The organism is Chryseobacterium sp. S90, assembly GCF_047444895.1.
Classification (GTDB): domain Bacteria; phylum Bacteroidota; class Bacteroidia; order Flavobacteriales; family Weeksellaceae; genus Chryseobacterium.
Genome location: NZ_JBLGCX010000008.1, coordinates 15,369 through 33,860, shown reverse-complemented (window position 1 = coordinate 33,860; position 18,492 = coordinate 15,369). Strand labels below are relative to the sequence as shown.

12 protein-coding genes are annotated in these 18,492 nt (G+C 36.8%); 8 read left to right on the top strand and 4 right to left on the bottom strand.

Annotation, left to right across the window (positions count from 1 at the left end; translation table 11 throughout):
• Window positions 1-63: 63 nt before the first annotated feature.
• Entirely contained in the window at window positions 64-315 is a 252-nt protein-coding gene (locus tag ACLMCG_RS18995; RefSeq protein ID WP_027375398.1) for a type B 50S ribosomal protein L31, read from the bottom strand.
• Between the two features lie 184 nt (window positions 316-499).
• Between ACLMCG_RS18995 and ACLMCG_RS18990 the strand changes: the two genes are divergently transcribed.
• The 5 genes from ACLMCG_RS18990 (at window position 500) to ACLMCG_RS18970 (ending at window position 5,598) form a co-directional block, all read left to right on the top strand.
• Entirely contained in the window at window positions 500-1,909 is a 1,410-nt protein-coding gene (locus ACLMCG_RS18990) for a hypothetical protein (RefSeq protein ID WP_413960880.1), read from the top strand.
• On the top strand, window positions 1,909-2,235 hold the full coding sequence (locus tag ACLMCG_RS18985) for a nucleotide pyrophosphohydrolase (protein WP_047424924.1): 327 nt from the start codon (window positions 1,909-1,911) through the stop codon (window positions 2,233-2,235). Before ACLMCG_RS18990 ends, ACLMCG_RS18985 begins: the two co-directional genes overlap by 1 nt.
• Window positions 2,236-2,305: 70 nt before the next feature.
• Window positions 2,306-3,526: a 3-phosphoshikimate 1-carboxyvinyltransferase gene (locus ACLMCG_RS18980; protein WP_413960881.1), complete on the top strand. Its 1,221-nt coding sequence runs from the start codon at window positions 2,306-2,308 to the stop codon at window positions 3,524-3,526.
• Between the two features lie 75 nt (window positions 3,527-3,601).
• Entirely contained in the window at window positions 3,602-4,282 is a 681-nt protein-coding gene (locus ACLMCG_RS18975) for a hypothetical protein (RefSeq protein WP_413960882.1), read from the top strand.
• Window positions 4,283-4,599: 317 nt separating this feature from the next.
• Complete coding sequence (locus tag ACLMCG_RS18970; protein ID WP_223601567.1) at window positions 4,600-5,598, top strand: phosphatidylinositol-specific phospholipase C; 999 nt, start codon at window positions 4,600-4,602, stop codon at window positions 5,596-5,598.
• 158 nt (window positions 5,599-5,756) lie between these two features.
• On the opposite strand, the gene ACLMCG_RS18965 is transcribed toward ACLMCG_RS18970, so the two are convergent.
• The 3 genes from ACLMCG_RS18965 to ACLMCG_RS18955 all read right to left on the bottom strand — a co-directional run bounded on the left by ACLMCG_RS18965 (window position 5,757) and on the right by ACLMCG_RS18955 (window position 12,086).
• Window positions 5,757-7,589, bottom strand: coding sequence for an alkaline phosphatase (locus tag ACLMCG_RS18965; RefSeq protein ID WP_413960884.1), 1,833 nt, complete (start codon window positions 7,587-7,589; stop codon window positions 5,757-5,759).
• Window positions 7,590-7,663: 74 nt separating this feature from the next.
• Window positions 7,664-9,172, bottom strand: a complete 1,509-nt coding sequence (locus ACLMCG_RS18960; RefSeq protein WP_413960885.1) for a RagB/SusD family nutrient uptake outer membrane protein — start codon at window positions 9,170-9,172, stop codon at window positions 7,664-7,666.
• A 25-nt stretch (window positions 9,173-9,197) separates the two neighbouring features.
• On the bottom strand, window positions 9,198-12,086 hold the full coding sequence (locus ACLMCG_RS18955) for a SusC/RagA family TonB-linked outer membrane protein (protein WP_413960886.1): 2,889 nt from the start codon (window positions 12,084-12,086) through the stop codon (window positions 9,198-9,200).
• Between the two features lie 395 nt (window positions 12,087-12,481).
• On the opposite strand from ACLMCG_RS18955, the gene ACLMCG_RS18950 reads away from it, so the two are divergent.
• The 3 genes from ACLMCG_RS18950 (at window position 12,482) to ACLMCG_RS18940 (ending at window position 18,492) form a co-directional block, all read left to right on the top strand.
• Complete coding sequence (locus tag ACLMCG_RS18950) at window positions 12,482-13,270, top strand: SDR family oxidoreductase (protein WP_413960887.1); 789 nt, start codon at window positions 12,482-12,484, stop codon at window positions 13,268-13,270.
• 150 nt (window positions 13,271-13,420) lie between these two features.
• A complete protein-coding gene (locus tag ACLMCG_RS18945; protein WP_413960888.1) occupies window positions 13,421-15,025 on the top strand; it encodes a hypothetical protein in 1,605 nt (534 codons plus the stop codon).
• Between the two features lie 308 nt (window positions 15,026-15,333).
• Window positions 15,334-18,492, top strand: a complete 3,159-nt coding sequence (locus ACLMCG_RS18940; protein ID WP_413960889.1) for a SusC/RagA family TonB-linked outer membrane protein — start codon at window positions 15,334-15,336, stop codon at window positions 18,490-18,492.

Sequence of the window (18,492 nt, the reverse complement as noted above, 5' to 3'; positions counted from 1 at the left end):
AAATTTACAATAAAAAAAGTCTCCCAAAAATTGGAAGACTTTATTATTTTAAGTGTACAAAAATTACTTAGCGAATTTTTTGTATTTGTTCATGAACTTATCAACTCTACCTGCAGTGTCAACTAGTTTTACTTTACCAGTGTAGAAAGGGTGAGAAGTTGAAGAGATTTCCATTTTGATTAATGGGTATTCTTGTCCTTCAAACTCGATAGTGTCTTTTGTTTCTGCAGTAGACTTGCAAAGAAACACCTCGTCGTTACTCATATCTTTGAAAACAACAAGTCTATAATTTTCTGGGTGGATTCCGTTTTTCATAATACTATTTTTAAAAAAATTAAGTTTGCTTTCGAAATAGTAATGGATATTTCTCTGCTAAATTTTAGGTTGCAAAAATACAACATTTTTTTTAATTTCCAAATACTCGATTCAATATTTTTTTATTGATAAGAAATTCAAAGTATTTTCGTTAAATTTGGAACTTACTTAAACTTTAATTTCAATGAAATTCAAATTATTACTGGCTTTTTCCTTCTGGATGTTACTTGTAGCAGTATCATGTAATAAGGATGATATTACGTTTGACAGTCCTACCCAGCAGCTAAGTTTCTCAAGAGACACTGTATTCTGTGACACGGTATATCACCAGGTACGTTCAGAAACCTATGTAGTAAAAGTATATAATAATGAAGATAAGGATATCATGATCCCAAGGGTGAATCTTGAAAAAGGCGCTGCTTCATTATATAGAATCAATGTAGATGGAAAGCCGGGATATGATTTTAAAAATGTTCCTTTAAGAAAGAAAGACAGTCTTTATATTTTTGTTGAAATTGCCCCGGAAGCTACCGGACCGGAAGCGATTGCTGAGGACAAAGTTCTTTTTACCAGCCCAACCGGACAACAGCATGTCACTTTATTTTCTGTGGTTCAGGATGCTGAATTTTTTATTCAGACTCCCGGCAACCCGAATATCATTACCAATTCCACAACATGGAATAACAATAAAGCAAAGATCATCTACGGAAATCTTACCATCAATCCAAGTGTAACATTGGATATTAATCCTGGAACTAAGGTATACTTCCACAAAAACAGCGGAATGAAAGTTTCTTCCGGAGCTATTTTAAATATTAACGGAACGCAAACCGACCAGGTTATTCTTCGTGGAGACAGAAATGATCCTTATTATGATACCATTCCTAAAAATTGGAATTCTATTAAAATGGAAGCAAATTCTACACTTAAGATGAACCATGCAAGGCTTTTCGGAGGAACAAGAGGTCTTGATATGAAACAAACCAATGCGACTATCACCAATTCATTCATCCATACTTTCTTTGAATATGGAATTTACGCTGTAGGTTCTACTGTGAATGCCAATAATCTTGTGATGAACAATTGCGGTTTATCATGTGTCGGTATTTTCAGAGGAGGAAAACACAGCTATACCCACGCAACGATTGCCAACTATTCAAGAACGATGAGCTCTTTTGACAGAAGCGGAATTTTTGCAGCCAATGAATGGAAGAATGATGCAGGACAATCAGAACAGGGCGCTTTACAGCTGCTTGATATCAAAAACAGTATTGTATATTCTGACAGGGATGATGCTGTTCATTTTGAACAAACGCCAGGGCAGCAGTTTGAATTCTTACTTCAAAATTCATTAATCAAATATACGAGTGCAACAGGATCTGGCTTCACTTTTGACAATAATCCGAATGTGATACAAACAACAAAGAATACCGATCCACAGTTTGTCAATTATTTTATGGCTAAAATGAATTTAAGAGTAAAGCCCGGTTCACCAGCTCTTGGAAAAGGAAATGCAGCTGTTGCAGCAACCGTTCCTTTTGATATTGTGAATGTATCCAGAACCACAAACCCAACTTTAGGAGCTTATCAATAATGGAAATTACTCAGTTACAGAAGCAGGTAGATGAATGGATCAAAACCATTGGCGTAAGATACTTTAATGAACTTACCAACATGGCGATGCTGACAGAAGAAGTAGGTGAAGTGGCAAGAATCATTGCCAGACGATACGGTGAACAAAGCGAAAAGGAAAGTGATAAAACGAAAGACCTTGGTGAAGAGCTGGCAGATGTACTTTTTGTTACGCTATGCCTTGCCAATCAGACCGGAGTGAACCTGCAGGATGCTTTTGACCGAAAAATGAAAATCAAGACGGACCGGGATAAAGACCGGCATCAGAACAACGAAAAATTGAAATAATTATAAATGATGAGTTATAAATAATACATAAATTTGTAACTCATTATTTTTTAAGATAATGCAGATCATAATGAAGCTAGAAAAATCAAAATTATCAGGAGGAAAAACAGTACAGATCAGCGGTTCGAAAAGTATTTCGAATCGTTTATTGATTCTGGAAAGCCTGTTCAGTAATATAAAAATCGGAAATCTATCCAATTCTCAGGATACTCAATTGCTGAAAAAAGCATTATCTGAGGATACCGAAGTGGTAGACATTCATCATGCAGGAACGGCTATGCGTTTTCTTACTTCTTATTATTCTATTCAGGAAGGTAAAACGACAATTCTTACCGGTTCCGGGAGAATGAAAGAAAGGCCTATCAAAAATCTGGTAAGTGCTTTGAGGGATCTTGGAGTAGAAATTGAATATATGGAGAACGAAGGTTTCCCCCCTTTAAAAATTACAGGGAAAAAGATCACTCAGACTTCTGTGAATGTTCCGGCTAATATTTCAAGCCAGTTTATCACCTCTCTGCTTCTTGTTGCAGGAAAACTTGAAAACGGATTAGAGATCAATCTTGTAGGAGAAGTGACTTCAAGATCTTATATTGAAATGACCCTTGATATTCTGACAAAATTTGGCATTGAAAGCAGCTTTGTGGGAAATACAATTAAAGTAAAGCCTTTCACTCCAGACAATAATGAAGTAGTACATTATGAAGTGGAAAGCGACTGGAGCTCTGCTTCTTACTTCTACTCTATCTGTGCGTTGGGAAGAGAAACCATTCATCTGAAAAGTTTTTACAAGGAATCAACACAGGGAGATTCTGCAATTGCCAGCATCTATGAAAAATTCTTCGGGATCAAAACAACGTTCTCTGAAGATGAGCATAAACTAACATTGGAACCTCAGCCAGATTTTTCTTTCCCGGAAAAGATTGTCCTGGATATGAATGACTGTCCTGATATTGCGCAAACCCTTTGCGTAACGGCAGCTACCTTAAAAATACCTTTCGATATTTCAGGATTGGGAACTTTAAGAGTAAAGGAAACCGACAGACTTCTTGCTTTATATAATGAACTGCAAAAACTAGGCACTGCAACAGAAATTACAGATCTGACGATTAAATCCATCAGCTTTGGAGAGCCACAAGACCATATTTCTATTAAGACCTATCAGGATCACAGAATGGCCATGAGTTTTGCACCATTTTGTCTGATCGGAGAACTCAATATTGAAGATGAAGATGTAGTAGAAAAGTCTTATCCAATGTTCTGGAAAGATCTTGAAAGCATACTGACTCATTAATAAAAACTATAAAATGTGGTAATTTGAAGATGATTATTTTTTGGGATTACCACATTTTTAATTATACTGATCATCATGAAATCTGTCTTTCACTTTTTGATATTCTTATCTGTGACGAACTTATCTGCTCAGAAGCTGAAAAATTTTTCGGTTCCGAAAGGTTATACTCAGATTGCAGAAGCCAAAGGCGATCTTGACAAAGATGGAAAAGATGAAACTGTTCTGGTATTTAATACGAATATAAAAGCATCATACGAGCAAAACCCGGAAGGTACAAGTGACTATAAAAGGGTTTTCTATATTCTGAAAAAGGAAAACAACGGCCTGAAAGTATGGAAAGAAAATTCTGACATCATTTTTTCAAGCGGATTCGGATTTTATCCTTCTGACAATACTCTTACAGTCAATATAAAAAATAACTGTCTTATTATTGGACAGCTGTTTTTTACCAATTCAAGGCATACCCAGCAATATAAACATACCTTCAGATTTCAGAACGGAGATTTTTATCTGATAGGTGTGTACGATCATTTTGAAGACACCTGTGATTTCAGTTTTACGAATGAAATCAATTTTTCTACAGGCCAAGTGATTGTTGACAGAGAATATTCATCCTGTGATGATGACAGCAAAGTACCCGAAAACTCACACAAAGAGTTTACTCATAAGTTCCCGGCTCTTATTAAAATGAATGATTTCTTTATCGGAGACCACAAGTTCAGGATTCCCGGTTTGAAGGAGGATTTTGTGTTTTAAGATGGAAATCTTTTCGCTCAATTTTAAACACAAAGTAAAAACAATACTACTGCGTATTAAAGTGAGCAAAAAGGCTGACATCTATCGTTGACGAAGCTTGATTTATACATCCGCTTAGAAAGAATCAATTTCATTGATTACATCTTTGCTCCCTCTCTATTTCCGGAACTAAAAATAAACTTTGCGTTAATAAAAATCTGTCTTCGCTCATCCAACTTCCTGACTTTATAGCAACTTAATTATCTCTTAAAGTTAAATTAACTCCTCATGTTTTGATATATTCTTATTTTTAAGCTGCATTAAAAAATAAAAAAACTATGTTCAAACAAAACATGAAACGCTTTACAGCCATTACTCTTGGAGTTGTTACTGCGTCGATCTTTTTTTCCTGTTCAAACGACAGCATTCTGGAAAGGGATTCCAACGAAAACAGTGTAGCCTCTTTAGCAAAAACAACTGGTAAAGCTTCATTATTACCTATTGCCATGAATAGCTGGATGTCTGGTCTTCAGGATAATATTTCCCTTTCAAAAATCTCAATTCCCGGAACTCATGATTCAGGAGCACGTGTAGATACCCCTGTGGTATCAGGTACGGCTAAAACTCAAGACCTCAGCATTGCAGAACAACTTAATGCAGGAGTCCGTTTTCTGGATATACGTTGCAGACATATTGACAATGCTTTCGCTATTCATCACGGAGCGATTTACCAAAATCTGAATTTTGATGATGTGCTTAATGCTTGCTATGCATTCCTTAACAGCCATCCATCAGAAACAATTATCATGTCTGTAAAGGAAGAATATGATGCTTCCAACACGACCAGAAGTTTTGAGCAGACCTTTGATTCTTATGTACAGAAAAATCCTTCTAAATGGGATCTTGGAGCAAATATTCCTACCTTAGGTTCTGTAAGAGGAAAGATCAAATTGCTGAGAAGATTTTCTTCAGGAACAACTAAGGGAATCAATGCTTCTCCATGGGCGGATAATACAACGTTTGATATCAATAATTCCGGTGTACAATTGAAAGTTCAGGATTATTATAAGGTTACAAACAATGATGACAAGTGGAATGGAATTTCCAGCCTGCTTAATGAAGCTAAGAATGATACGAATGGTAAACTTTTCGTGAATTTCACGAGCGGTTATAAGCCGGGAATTTTTGGGATTCCAAGTATTCCTACAGTATCCAACAATATTAACCCAAGGCTTAAAACATTCTTCCAAACGAATACTCAGGGTTCATATGGAGTAATGCCGATTGATTTTGTGAATGCAGAACTGTCTGAATTAATCGTAAAAACCAATTTCTAAATTATTATTTGTTAGATATATTCAAAGGCTGCCTCTCCTTTGGGGTAGCCTTTTTTATTTTTACCGTGGATTCTAGAGATTATTTTAAAAGAAAAAGGCTGTTTCGTTATTGAAACAGCCTCTCTTTGTAAAAGTAAAAAAGTATTAAAAATCAAAAGTTATTTCTGAATTCCGTAGGCTGCCATTATTTTGTTGAAAATCTCCGTATTTTCAAACAATCCAGTAAATTCTTTAGAATTCGGACCGTAAGCAAAAACACTTGAAGGAATAGAGGTATGATCATTGGTGCTGAAATTTCCAAATATCCAGCCATCTTTCAGACTTCCGTCCAATAGAGTTAATCCCCCTGTTTCATGATCTCCCACTACGATTACCAGAGTTTCTTTATTTTCATCAGCAAATTTCATTGCCTTACCCACCACATGATCAAAATCCAATAATTCTGTAACCAGCTGTTCTATATTGTTACTATGACCTCCTCCATCAGTCTGGGAAGCTTCTATCATCATAAAGAATCCGTTTTTATTATTCTTTAAATCATTTAAGGTGAGATCAAATGCATCAGAAAGCCAGTTTCCTCTTCCGTTGGTTATTCTTTGTGAAGCCAGAGGATCAATCACCAAAGTACGGTTCTTTATTGTATTGACTGACTTCAAATCCTGATAGAGATCAATTTTTGCTTCTTTAAATTTCTGTATATTTTCCTGGGACAATCCACTTGTAGGACCTCCGATCAGAATTTTCGTTTTTGAAGTAACAAAATCTTTCAGAATAGGTTCCGAACTGTTTCTGTTATCTGAATGTGCATAGAAGTCTGCAGGTGTTGCATCTGTGACATCTCCTGTGGAAATCAATCCTGAAACCATTCCTTTTTCAGCAATAATATCCGGAATTTGTGCAATTGCTTTTCCCATATTATCAACCCCTACAAAAGTATTCTTAGTTTTCACTCCCGTTGCAAATGCTGTAGAACCCGGTGCGGAATCTGTAATATAGGCATTGGATGAATTGGTTTTGGAGAGTCCTGTGGATTTCATGTTGAAAACATTCAGTTTCCCTTTGTTGGCTGTAAAAGCAGCATAGTACTGCGGCAGAGAAGTTCCATCTGGTATAAGAAGGATAACATTCTTTACTTTTTTACGTACTCCATCTGATGCATAAGTCGGCGTATATGTGCTGTATTCTTTTGTATTTTTATAAAAGTTTTTCGGAATAGCGTTCATGAATTTTTTAAGATCAGGAATATGATCGGTATTGATATAATCCACTCCTATATCCATAAGATTTACCCATGCATTTGGAAAATCCGGAGCTCCGTAAAAACGTATTGGCTTTTGCCGGGAATGTGCTTTTTCAACAGCAGTTTTAATTTTTTCCGTTTCTTCATCTCTTGGAATTCCTTTTCCATTCCATTTTACCAATCCGGGAAGGTCTGCACTGAACATCCCTACTCTTTTTAACTGATCTTCAGAATAATTTTTATCAAGGTCACCATCAAAGTAAAGATAGTTTGGATAGTTTTTAAAATCTGCCGGCTGAGGTCTTCCTCCGGTAATTACAATTTTAATTCCTGTATTTCCTGTAATCTCAGGGTATTTCTTTAATGTACTGACCAAAGCGGACAATGATGTTTTATAATCCTGTTTAATGTCAATCAGAAGCTGAAGTTTCTTACTGCCATCCGGATAGATATTTCCCTTATTCAGTTTAATCTGTTTTGAAATATTATCGAGATAAAGATTTTCCAGTGTCCTGTCTGCAGAAAGTTCTTTTTCGGTATGAGCTACCCAAAGATTACCCTTCACTAAAAAGACATCAGCTTCTATGGAGCCAAAGTTAGCATAATACGCTTGCCAAAAAGGGATCTCCTGCATATAATCATTATGTGAATGTGCATTGCCAACATTGTAGTTTAAATAATTCTGAGCATGATTTTCAGAAAAAACACCCAGGGCCAATACAGCCAAAATTTTTGATAGTTTCCGTTTCATAATTTCTGTAAAAACTATATCATCACAGAAGTTTTTGCAATGATATAGTGAACTTATATATAAAAGATTAAAAATTACCAGCCTTCATTTTGTTTAATGATCCCATGACTGTTTACGATTTCAGCCTGCGGAACTGCCCAAACATTATGTACAGCCGGATTAAAGTTTCTTGCTGCCCAGACTACCTGTCCGTTGATACCGTGCAGAGGCTTCGCATAAGCTGCCTGTGCATCTCCCCAACGTACAAGATCTCTGTGTCTGTCTGCCCATTCACCTGCCAGTTCGCAACGTCTTTCATGTTTCAGATCGGCCATTGTACATCCGTTTTTCGGAGATAAACCTGCACGTACTCTGATCATATTGATTTCCTGATCTGCAGATTTTCCCTGCATCAATGAAGCTTCTGCTTTAATAAGGATTACCTCAGCATAGCGCATGATCGGAACGGCAAGATCCGTACATGGATAATCTCCGTTGGCACTCACATGGCCACTGTTCAGCTGATATTTGAAAGCATCCATATATTTATTGAACTGATATCCGGTAAGGGAGTTGGTAGAAGCATATATTCTTTCTTTCCCGTTAAAGGTAAATTTGTCACCTATTTTCAGGATGGAAGCACTTCTTCTAAGATCTCCTGTTTCATATTCGTCATAAAGTTCTTTTGTCGGTTGGAAATATCCCCATCCGTTGTACTCTCCCCATCCTTTATTTTCAAGCATTACGCCCGGAAGAATACTTCCCCAAGCTGTAAACTTAGGCGTTCCGGGAATAGACCAGATATATTCTGAACTGTAGTTATTTTCTGCTTTGAAGACATCAGCAAAATTTCCCAGCAAGGCTCTGTTTCCTTTTGTCATGACTTCGTTGGCCCAGAATTCCGCATTCTTCCAGTCTTTCATAAACAGGTATACTTTTGCTAAAAGTGCCCATGCTGCAGCTTTATGTGGTCTTCCGTAATCTTTTGCAGGAAGTTCTGCCTGAGTAGGTAACAATTCTGCCGCTCTTTTAAGGTCATTCACAATGTAAGTGTAATTCTCCATTACATTGGCCGCTCTTGGAATCGGGTTTGGATCCGGATCTTTTGAACGGTCGATAATAGGAACTCCTGCTTTTTCATTTCCGTAAGAATAGGAAAGTTCAAAATACATTCTGCTGCTCATGAACAAAGCTTCCCCTAGGTATTTGTTTTTCGTGGCCTGTGAAGTCTGGATGTTATCAATATTACGGATCACACGGTTAGCGACTCCAATTACATTATATCTTTTATTCCATTGAGTTTCAAGATCTCCTGCCGCGATGTAGTTACTGCTGAAGTTTTTTGCGTTATCCGCTTCACTTTTTGCTCTTCCGGTTACCATATCATCACTGGCATTGATAAACCAAAACAGGCCTCTTCCGTAAAATTCACCATCAAACAATGGCTTGTACATGGCATTCGCTCCGGTAACAAGATCGTTTTCTGTTTTCCAGAAACTGGCTTCAGTAGGTGTTCCTTCCGGCTGAACATCCAACTCTCCTGTACACGATAAAAGCATTACGGATATTCCTGATACTAAAAATATTTTATTGAAAAATTTCATTTTTTACTTTTTTGTTAGTTAAAAATTATAAACCGATCTCCACCCCAAAGATGAATGAGCGTGCCTGAGGATATCTTCCGGTATCTACACCATAAGAATTCATCCCTACTTCAGGATCAAATCCTGTATATTTCGTTATCGTAAACAGGTTGTTGGTGGTAACGTAAATTCTTACTTTATTCACATCCAGCTTACTGTAAAGCTCTTTTGGTAATGAATACCCGATGGTAAGGTTCTTCAGTCTTAAGTAAGACCCGTCTTCCACATAGAAATCAGATACTTTGGAATAATTACCGCTTGGATCACCGTGTACCAGTCTTGGAATATCAGTGTTTGTATTCTGAGGCGTCCATGCATTCAGAATATCTTTATCCATGTTATAGTTTTGTCCTGTTCCGCCTGGATTTAAAGAAATAAACTTCATCCCGTTGAATATTTTATTTCCGTATACTCCCTGGAAGAATAAGTTCAGATCAAAGTTTTTCCATGTCATGTTGTAAGAGAATCCGTAAGAGAACTTAGGGTATGGACTTCCAAGATTTACAAAATCGTTATTATTAAGCACTCCGGTATTTCCTTCTTTTTTCAGGAATTTAATATCTCCGGGTTTTGCATTCGGCTGAATAAGATTTCCGTTGGCATCTTTATAATTGTTGATCTCTTCCTGAGTCTGGAAAATCCCTCCGGTCTTGTATCCATAGAAAGAGTATAGAGGATCACCAACTTTTACCCTGGTTGGTTTCAATACGCCTCTTACTCCATTATCGTTGATAAAGATCTCATCTACATTGGCAAGCTGTTTCACCGTATTTTTTAGTTGACTCATAGTAGCGCCCACTGAGAAAGTGAAATCACCTGAAATTACTTTGTTGTAATTGATTCCCAATTCGTATCCTTTATCCTGGAATAATCCTGCATTCACATACTGATTATTATACGTTGCCGTACTTGGTAAGCTTACATTGAAGATCTGGTCTTTGGAATTCTTTACAAAATAATCAAACTGTAAGGAAAGGGTGTTGTGAAGGAATGAAGCATCTACCCCGAAGTTAGTCTGTTCAGATTTCCCCCATTTCAGATCCGGGTTCGGACGTGTGGTAGCATAATACGCAATATTCTGAGAAGGATCCTGCCCGAAAATCACATTATTATCTCTGGTCATCAATGGATTAACAGCTTGAGGAGAAATTCCTCCAAGGTTACCCAGAATACCATAACTTCCTCTTAATTTCAGACTTGAAAGCCATGAAATATCCTGCATAAAGTTTTCTTTAGAAACTACCCATGCACCGGAAACTGCATAATAATTTGCAAATCTGTTCTGTTTTGCTACAAGTGAAGAACCATCACGTCTTCCCAATACACTTACAATATACTTTCCGGCATAGTCATAGTTTACTCTCGCAAGGTAAGAAACCAAAGACTGCTTGTATCGGTAGCTGGAAACATCTTTATTGGTATCTGCAGCATTTTGAAGGTGCTGGAAAACCTCAGCTTCACTTCTGAAATCATAGGCTTTTGCTACAAAACCATCATCAACGGTCTTTTGGAAAGTAAACCCTCCCAGGAAATCAAAATTATGTTTTCCGGCAACAATTTTATAGGTAAGCAACTGCTCTGCAAGTGCTGTAGATGAATTGTTGGATTGATATTCTAAATTATTGGTATCAAAAATCTTCCCGACTTCCAATACTCTGTAGGTAAAGTTTTTTACATCACCCAGTTTAAAGGTCTGTGAAAAGTTGGAACGGAATTTTAAATCTTTGGCCAAGGTAATTTCCGCATAGGGATTGATCAGGATCTCATGAGTAGGGTTTCTAATGCTGATCCTTTTCAGGTAAGCCACCGGGTTGATCATATCTCCATAACCTCCAGCCACATCAATTGGTAATCCGGAAAAAGCTCCGCTTGGTGTGTATACCGGAACATTCGGCGGATAGTACATCGCAGCTACTAAAGCTCCTGTATAACCACTTTTTGTATCTGCTGTATTTCCGTCAGAGTAATTATAGTACATATTTTCTCCGATCGTTAACCAGTCTTTTACTTTATGTTCTGAATTAACTCTGAAATTGTATCGTTTTGCCTGTGTATTCAGTAAAATTCCTTCCAGGTTTCTATGGTTCATTCCCACAAAATATCTGGATTTATCGCTTCCTCCACTTAAGTTAACATTGTATTCCTGAATCGTTCCTGTTCTGAAAATTTCTTTCATCCAGTCTGTTCTGGTAATTCTTCCGTCCGGATATTGATTAGGATTAAAAGCTATTGGTAAGCTTCCAAGTTTTCCGGCGTTTTCATACGCTTTGTACATTACATCCTGAAATTCGGCTGCATTCAGAGATTCTTTTAATCTCCATGCCTGATTCACCCCGTATTTCACATCAAAGTCTACTGTAAGATTTCCTTTTTTCCCCTTTTTAGTGGTGATCAGGATAACCCCACCGGAAGATCTTGCCCCGTAAATTGCTGCAGAGGCATCTTTAAGTACAGAAATATCCTGGATATCATTTGGATTAATAGAGGGTGTTCCATTGAAAACGACTCCATCCACAACATAAAGAGGAGTTTCTCCATTGATCCCTCCCAAACCACGAATATTTACTTTAGGTGAGCCGTTAGGATCTCCACCTTCATTCACTACAGTTACTCCGGGAGCCTTACCCTGAAGAACTTCTCCTACACCAGACAGTGATCTGGAAGTAAGCTTATCCAGCGAAGCCTCCGAAACGGCGCCGGAAACTTTACTTTTTTTCTGTGTTCCGTATCCGACAACAACAATCTCGTCGATGGATTTTTCTTTTAAGCTGTCTTTTTTCTGAGCGAGGAACATCGGTGAAGCTGATATTGCACCAATAAGTAATACCCTACCCGTTAAATAAGTTACGGATACAGGGATTTTAAATACATTCATGATCTCCTTTTTGATTAGGTGCAAAATTAGACCAGTCCGCTCCCATGCCTCATTAAGGTTTTCTTATGTTTTTATTAAGAATTTTTAGCTTTTTTTAAGCACCACCTACCATACAAATAAATTAAATAACTGTATTTCAAATATATACATCATTAAAAGTAATCATTCCAAAAATATCTCATGCATGATTGAGATTAACTTTATTTTAAGTTTGTCATCAACAGATAGCAATAGATCAAGAAATCATTAAAATTATTTCAGGAATAATAAATAACTGAGTTCATTTTTCTTTTTTTACATTTGCTGAAAATAGATTTTACTTTTGAACATAGACCTGTAAAAACGTCTCCCTGGCATCAGAAGAAAAATAAAAACAATAAAATCAGACAAATTCAATGACCATCATTATTACAGGAACCTCATCAGGAATCGGGTTTGCATTGGCCGAATATTTTGGTAAAAAAGGACATAAAGTATACGGATTAAGCAGAAAGCATACAGAAAGTGAGTATTTCAAATCTATACCCACTGATGTAACCGATAACACGGCTGTTCAGAATGCTGTCGCTGAGGTTTTAAAAACAGAATCCAGAATTGATGTTCTGATCAATAATGCCGGAATGGGAATGGTAGGTGCCGTAGAAGATTCCACAAAAGAAGATATTCTTAAACTTTTCAGCCTGAATCTTGCCGGACCTGTACAAATGATGAGTGCCGTTCTTCCGAAAATGCGTGAGCACAAATTTGGGAAAATCATCAATGTTTCCAGTATCGGAAGTGAAATGGGACTGCCTTTCCGTGGATTTTATTCAGCTTCAAAATCTGCGCTGGATAAGGTAACGGAAGCGATGAGATATGAAGTATATCCATGGAATATTGACGTTTGTTCTCTGCATCTGGGAGATATCAAAACCAATATTGCGGATAACAGGGTTATTGCCCAGGTTTCCCAGCCTTATAAAAATGTTTTTGATAAAGTATATGCTTTGATGAATTCTCATGTGAATGACGGAACAGAGCCGTTAGAAGTAGCAGAATACATTGAAAAACTTTTAGCAAAAAATAAATGGAAAGCTCATTATTATTTTGGTAAATTCGGACAGAAAATCGGCGTTCCTTTGAAATGGATTCTTCCACAGGGAACTTATGAGAATTTGATGAAGAAATATAATAAACTGGATTAGTTTCAGTTGTATAGAAAGCTATTTGATAATAAAATTTTAAACCATTAAGAAGAATTAAGTTGTAAAGAATCATTAAGATAAGTTTCGCTTTAAGTTTTATCTTAATTACACTTAATTTCATCGCTACCTATGGTGTAGATATATTTGGGATTGAAACTGTTTCTGAAAATATTTTTTGTACTGTTCTGCGTTTTTACACAAGCGCAGAAGAAACAATATTGGCTGATTGATACAGAAACCAAAGTCAGGAAAAAAGTAAAAGATTCCACTACAGCGGTAAAATTTCTGGACTCATTGGCTCAGAATAATTATTTCTTTACCAAACTAAAGGATGTAAAAGTAAAAGGTGACAGCACTGAAATTTTCTTTGATAAAGGCAAAAATTTCAATGAAACTTATGTAAACCTTACTGATTCTCTTGTTCAGAAACTGAAGATTCAGAAAGATTTTTTCACTAAAAATTTAGATTCCACTAAGAAGAGCATCAACAAAACTTATATTGATGACGGATATTCTTTCAGTAGAATCAAATCCAAATACAAGGGACAGAAAAACGGCTACCCCATCGTAGAGCTTGATATTAACAAGAACGATAAAAGAACGATCAATAATTTCGTTGTTAAAGGATATGAAAAAGTTCCTAAAAGATTCATCAAAAATCTTGAAAAAGAATTTAAAGGTAAAAACTACGATGATAAAAACCTTCTGGCCATCAATAAAACCTTCCAGAGTCATCCTTTCCTGACGCTCGAACGGCAGCCACAAACTTTATTTACAAAAGACTCTACAAGCATTTATCTGTTTCTGGAAAAGAAAAAGACCAATACTTTTGACGGAGTTGTCGGTTTTGGAAATGACAAAACCTCCAAATTTACGCTAAACGGGACAATGAACGTCAATTTCAGGAATATGTTCAATGGTTTTGAAACGGTCAATTTATACTGGCAGAGAAACCCGGACAGAGGACAGACTTTCGATCTTCAGGTGGATATTCCGTACCTGTTCAAATCCAATGTCGGAATGAATGCAAAAGTGAATATCTACCGACAGGATTCTACGTTTGCTAATGTAAAGTTTCTGCCTGCTTTCTATTACCATATCAACAACCGAAACAAAATAGGTTTAAGAGCCACCTTAGAATCTTCTACGATCATCGACACACTGTATGTTCAGGGAAAAGATTATAACAAAAAGGGAATCGGGGTATGGTTTGAAATGACTGAGCCTACTGATATTGATCTGTTCCTTTATAAGACAAAGGTCACTGCAGGCTATGATTTTTTAACAACAACTTATTCCAAAGATAATATCAAAGCCAATCAAAACCAGTTTTATTTCTTCGGTGAACACAATTATCATATCTCCGGGAATCACTTCCTGAACATTAAGGGAGAAGGTGCCATGATGGATTCTAAAGTAGAGTTTACCACCAACGAATTATACCGTTTCGGAGGATGGAATTCCATGCGGGGATTCAATGAGAAGTCACTCGCCGCCGATTTCTTCTATTATGGAAGTCTGGAGTACCGGTATCTGATCGGCAGTCAGGCCTTCTTCGACGTCTTTGGGCAATATGGACAGCTCAATAATAAATCTTTAAATGTAAGGCCCAAGCTTTATAGTGTAGGACTCGGTTTCAACTTCTTTATCCCAATCGGTCTGATGAGTTTTCAGCTGTCTAATGGTAATGAATTTGGAAATCCGTTCAAATTTAATGATACGAAAATTCACTGGGGAATCCTGAGCAGGTTTTAAAAAAGAAAAGAAGAGGGAAGCTGGAAGATCGAAGTTATTAAGGTCCCGGCTTTACTATCCTACTATTTTTATAGAAATATTTTCTGCAAAATTCTATAATGCAACGGTAACTTTCTGCCTCCTGTTTTGCGCTTCCTACCTTATATTAATATCTATATATAATAAAGCAAAACTCAATATATAAAGGATATTTTTCACTTTACCTTTCTATTAATTCTTTATGTTAAAAAATATTAAATCGTATTTTTATTTTAATACATCATTAAAATACTGGTAACAGTGCTCTGCTAAATTTGCCTTCAAAAAAAATGAAGAAAACTTTAGCTACTTTTGCCGTTTTTTTACTTCCATTATATTTTTCTGCACAGGAAATCAATATTTCAGGAAATGTAAAATCAGAAAACGGCTCTAGTGTTTCCGGTGTAAACATCACCGACAAAAACACAGGAAAGACTGCTACTACAGATGAAAATGGTAATTTCACCATTTCTGCAAACCCGAAAGACATTCTTGAGTTTTTTGCTCCTGATTTTTTTGTTTATACCGTTGAGGTTTCTTCAAAAAAACAGTATTCCGTTGTCTTAAAAAAACAAAACGAAAAGCAGATTGAAGGAGTTGTCATTACCGCATTAGGTATTGCCAAAAAGAAAGAAAAAATTGGTTATTCTACTCAGGAAGTGGGAACCAAACAGTTTGAAACCATTACCACTCCAAGTATTGGTAATTTATTCTCAGGACAGGTTACCGGTCTGAATGTTTCCAACCCAACAGGAATGCAGCAGGCACCACAGTTTACCTTGAGAGGAAATTCAAATGTGGTTTTTGTGATTGACGGAGTGATTGTGGAAAAGGAAGTTTTCCAGAATTTAGATCCCAATAATATTGAAAATATCAACGTATTAAAAGGAGCTACCGCTTCTGCATTGTATGGTTCACGAGGCCGTTACGGAGCCGTTTTGATTACAACAAAGTCAGCTAAGAAGAAAGGATTCTCCGTAGAGTTTTCACAAAACACCATGATTACAGGAGGATTTACCAATCTCCCGAAAACCCAGACTGAATATGGAAACGGATCTCACGGAAAGTATGAATTCTGGGATGGAGCCGATGGTGGTGTGAATGACGGGGATATGATCTGGGGACCAAAATTTGTCCCGGGTTTACAGATTGCCCAGTGGAACAGTCCTATCAGAGATAAAGTAACCGGACAGGTAGTTCCATGGTATGGAGCTGTGACGGGAACTCAATATGATGATAAATCAAGGTATGAAAGAGTTCCAATTGACTGGAAATACCACGATAACTTAAGCACGTTCTTAAAACCTGCGGTTATCAACAATAATAATTTCGCCATCAGCTATAGAGATAATAAAGATATATACAGGTTTTCAGGAAACTTCATGAACTATGATGACAGAGTTCCCAATTCTTATCTTCAAAAATATGGACTGAACTTTTCGTCTGAAAATCATTTGGGGGATAAATTAATCTTTAATACGAAATTCAATTTTAACCAGGCTTTTACTCCTAATATTCCAAACTACGATTACAACCCAAGCGGACACATGTACACCATCCTGATCTGGATGGGAGGTGATGTTGACGGAAATGCCCTGAAAAACCACATGTGGATTCCTGGAAAGGAAGGGAGAGCACAGGCCAACTGGAACTATGCGTGGTACAATAACCCGTGGTTCGGAGCAGAATATTATAAAAATCAGAACAGAACGAATATCATCAATGCACAGACTGGTTTAGAATATAAAGCTACCCAGGATCTTTCGGTAAAAGGGAAAATATCTCTTGTGGAAAACCACAGCAAAACGGAAATATTAAGCCCTTATTCTTATTTCAATTACAGCGCGCCAAGAAGTGGTGGCTATATTCTGAAAGATAATAAAACATGGAATCTTAACTACGATGTTTTGGCGACTTACAAGAAAAAGATATCTGAAAATTTTGATTTTACCATCAATGCCGGAGGTTCAGCTTTTTATTTTAAAAATAATAACAATGAAAGATCTACGGACGGATTGAGAACTCCTGAAGTATATACGTTTGAAAATTCAATCGGAGCACTTAAAAATTACACCTATCTGAAGGAAAAGTTGATCTATAGTGCTTATTCCACCATTGATATCGGGTTGTATAATGCTTTCTTTATCAATATTTCAGGACGTAATGACTGGTCTTCTACGCTTCCTAAAGCTAACAGATCTTACTTCTATCCTTCTGCATCCATCAGTGCTGTTATTTCAAACCTGGTAAAATTACCGGAGTCTATCAATATGCTGAAGCTTTCTGCTTCATGGGCTAAAGTAGCGTATGATTTCCAGCCTTATTCCATCAGAAATTATTATCTGAATAACCAGGGAATCACTTTCAATGGAAATCCTACGTATTATTATCCTACCACTCTGAATGTAGAAAACTCTCTGAAACCTGAGCAGACAAAATCTTACGAATTAGGATTAAGTGCAGGCTTCCTGAATAACAGAATTACATTAGATGCCACTTATTTCAGAACACTTGATTATAATAATATTCTTCAGTTTCCAGCGGCAGAATCATCAGGATTCACATCACAATATGTAAACGGAAATGAATACACTACCAAAGGATTTGAAGTTTCTCTTGGTTTGGTTCCGGTAAAAACGGCCGATTTCAGTTGGAAAACTTTAATCAACTGGAGTACTTATGAACAAAAACTGACTTCCATTTATGATAATATGCCCAACTATCAAAACATTAAGCTGGGTGAAAGAATGGATAGCTATTATGACTACACATGGCAAAAATCTCCGGACGGAAAAGTAATTCTTGATGCCAATTCTGGAATGCCAACGAGAGCCAATACTCCAAGTAATTTAGGACATTTCAATCCGGACTGGACTTTCGGTTTCAATAACACCTTTAAATATAAAAAATTTACATTAAACATCGGGATAGACGGCAGTATCGGAGGTGTGATGAGGTCGCAGGTTGTTGAAAAGATTTGGTGGGGAGGAAAACATCCTAATTCTGTAGCCTACAGAGATCTTGAATATGCAAATCCGGGAACGTATTATTTTGTACCGGATGGTGTTAATTACAATTCTGCAACCGGACTTTATACTCCACACACCAAAGCAATCAGCTTCCAGGACTGGGCACAGAATTATCCATATCAGGCAAGAGTAACACAAGATGAAAGTGAAGAGTTTGCAAACGTTTTTGACAGAACTTTCATCAAGCTGAGATCTGTAGTATTGGAATATGATTTCTCATATCTGCTTAATCCAAAAGGAATGGTAAAAGGTTTCACCGCCAATATTTCTGCCTACAACTTAGCCATGTGGAAAAAATCAAAGAACCTTTACTCCGATCCTGATTTCCAGATCAGATCAGGGAGAAGTGGAGATATCGCTAATGATATCCAGGATCCGTCCAGCAGATGGTTCGGAATCGGGTTTAATCTTAAGTTTTAA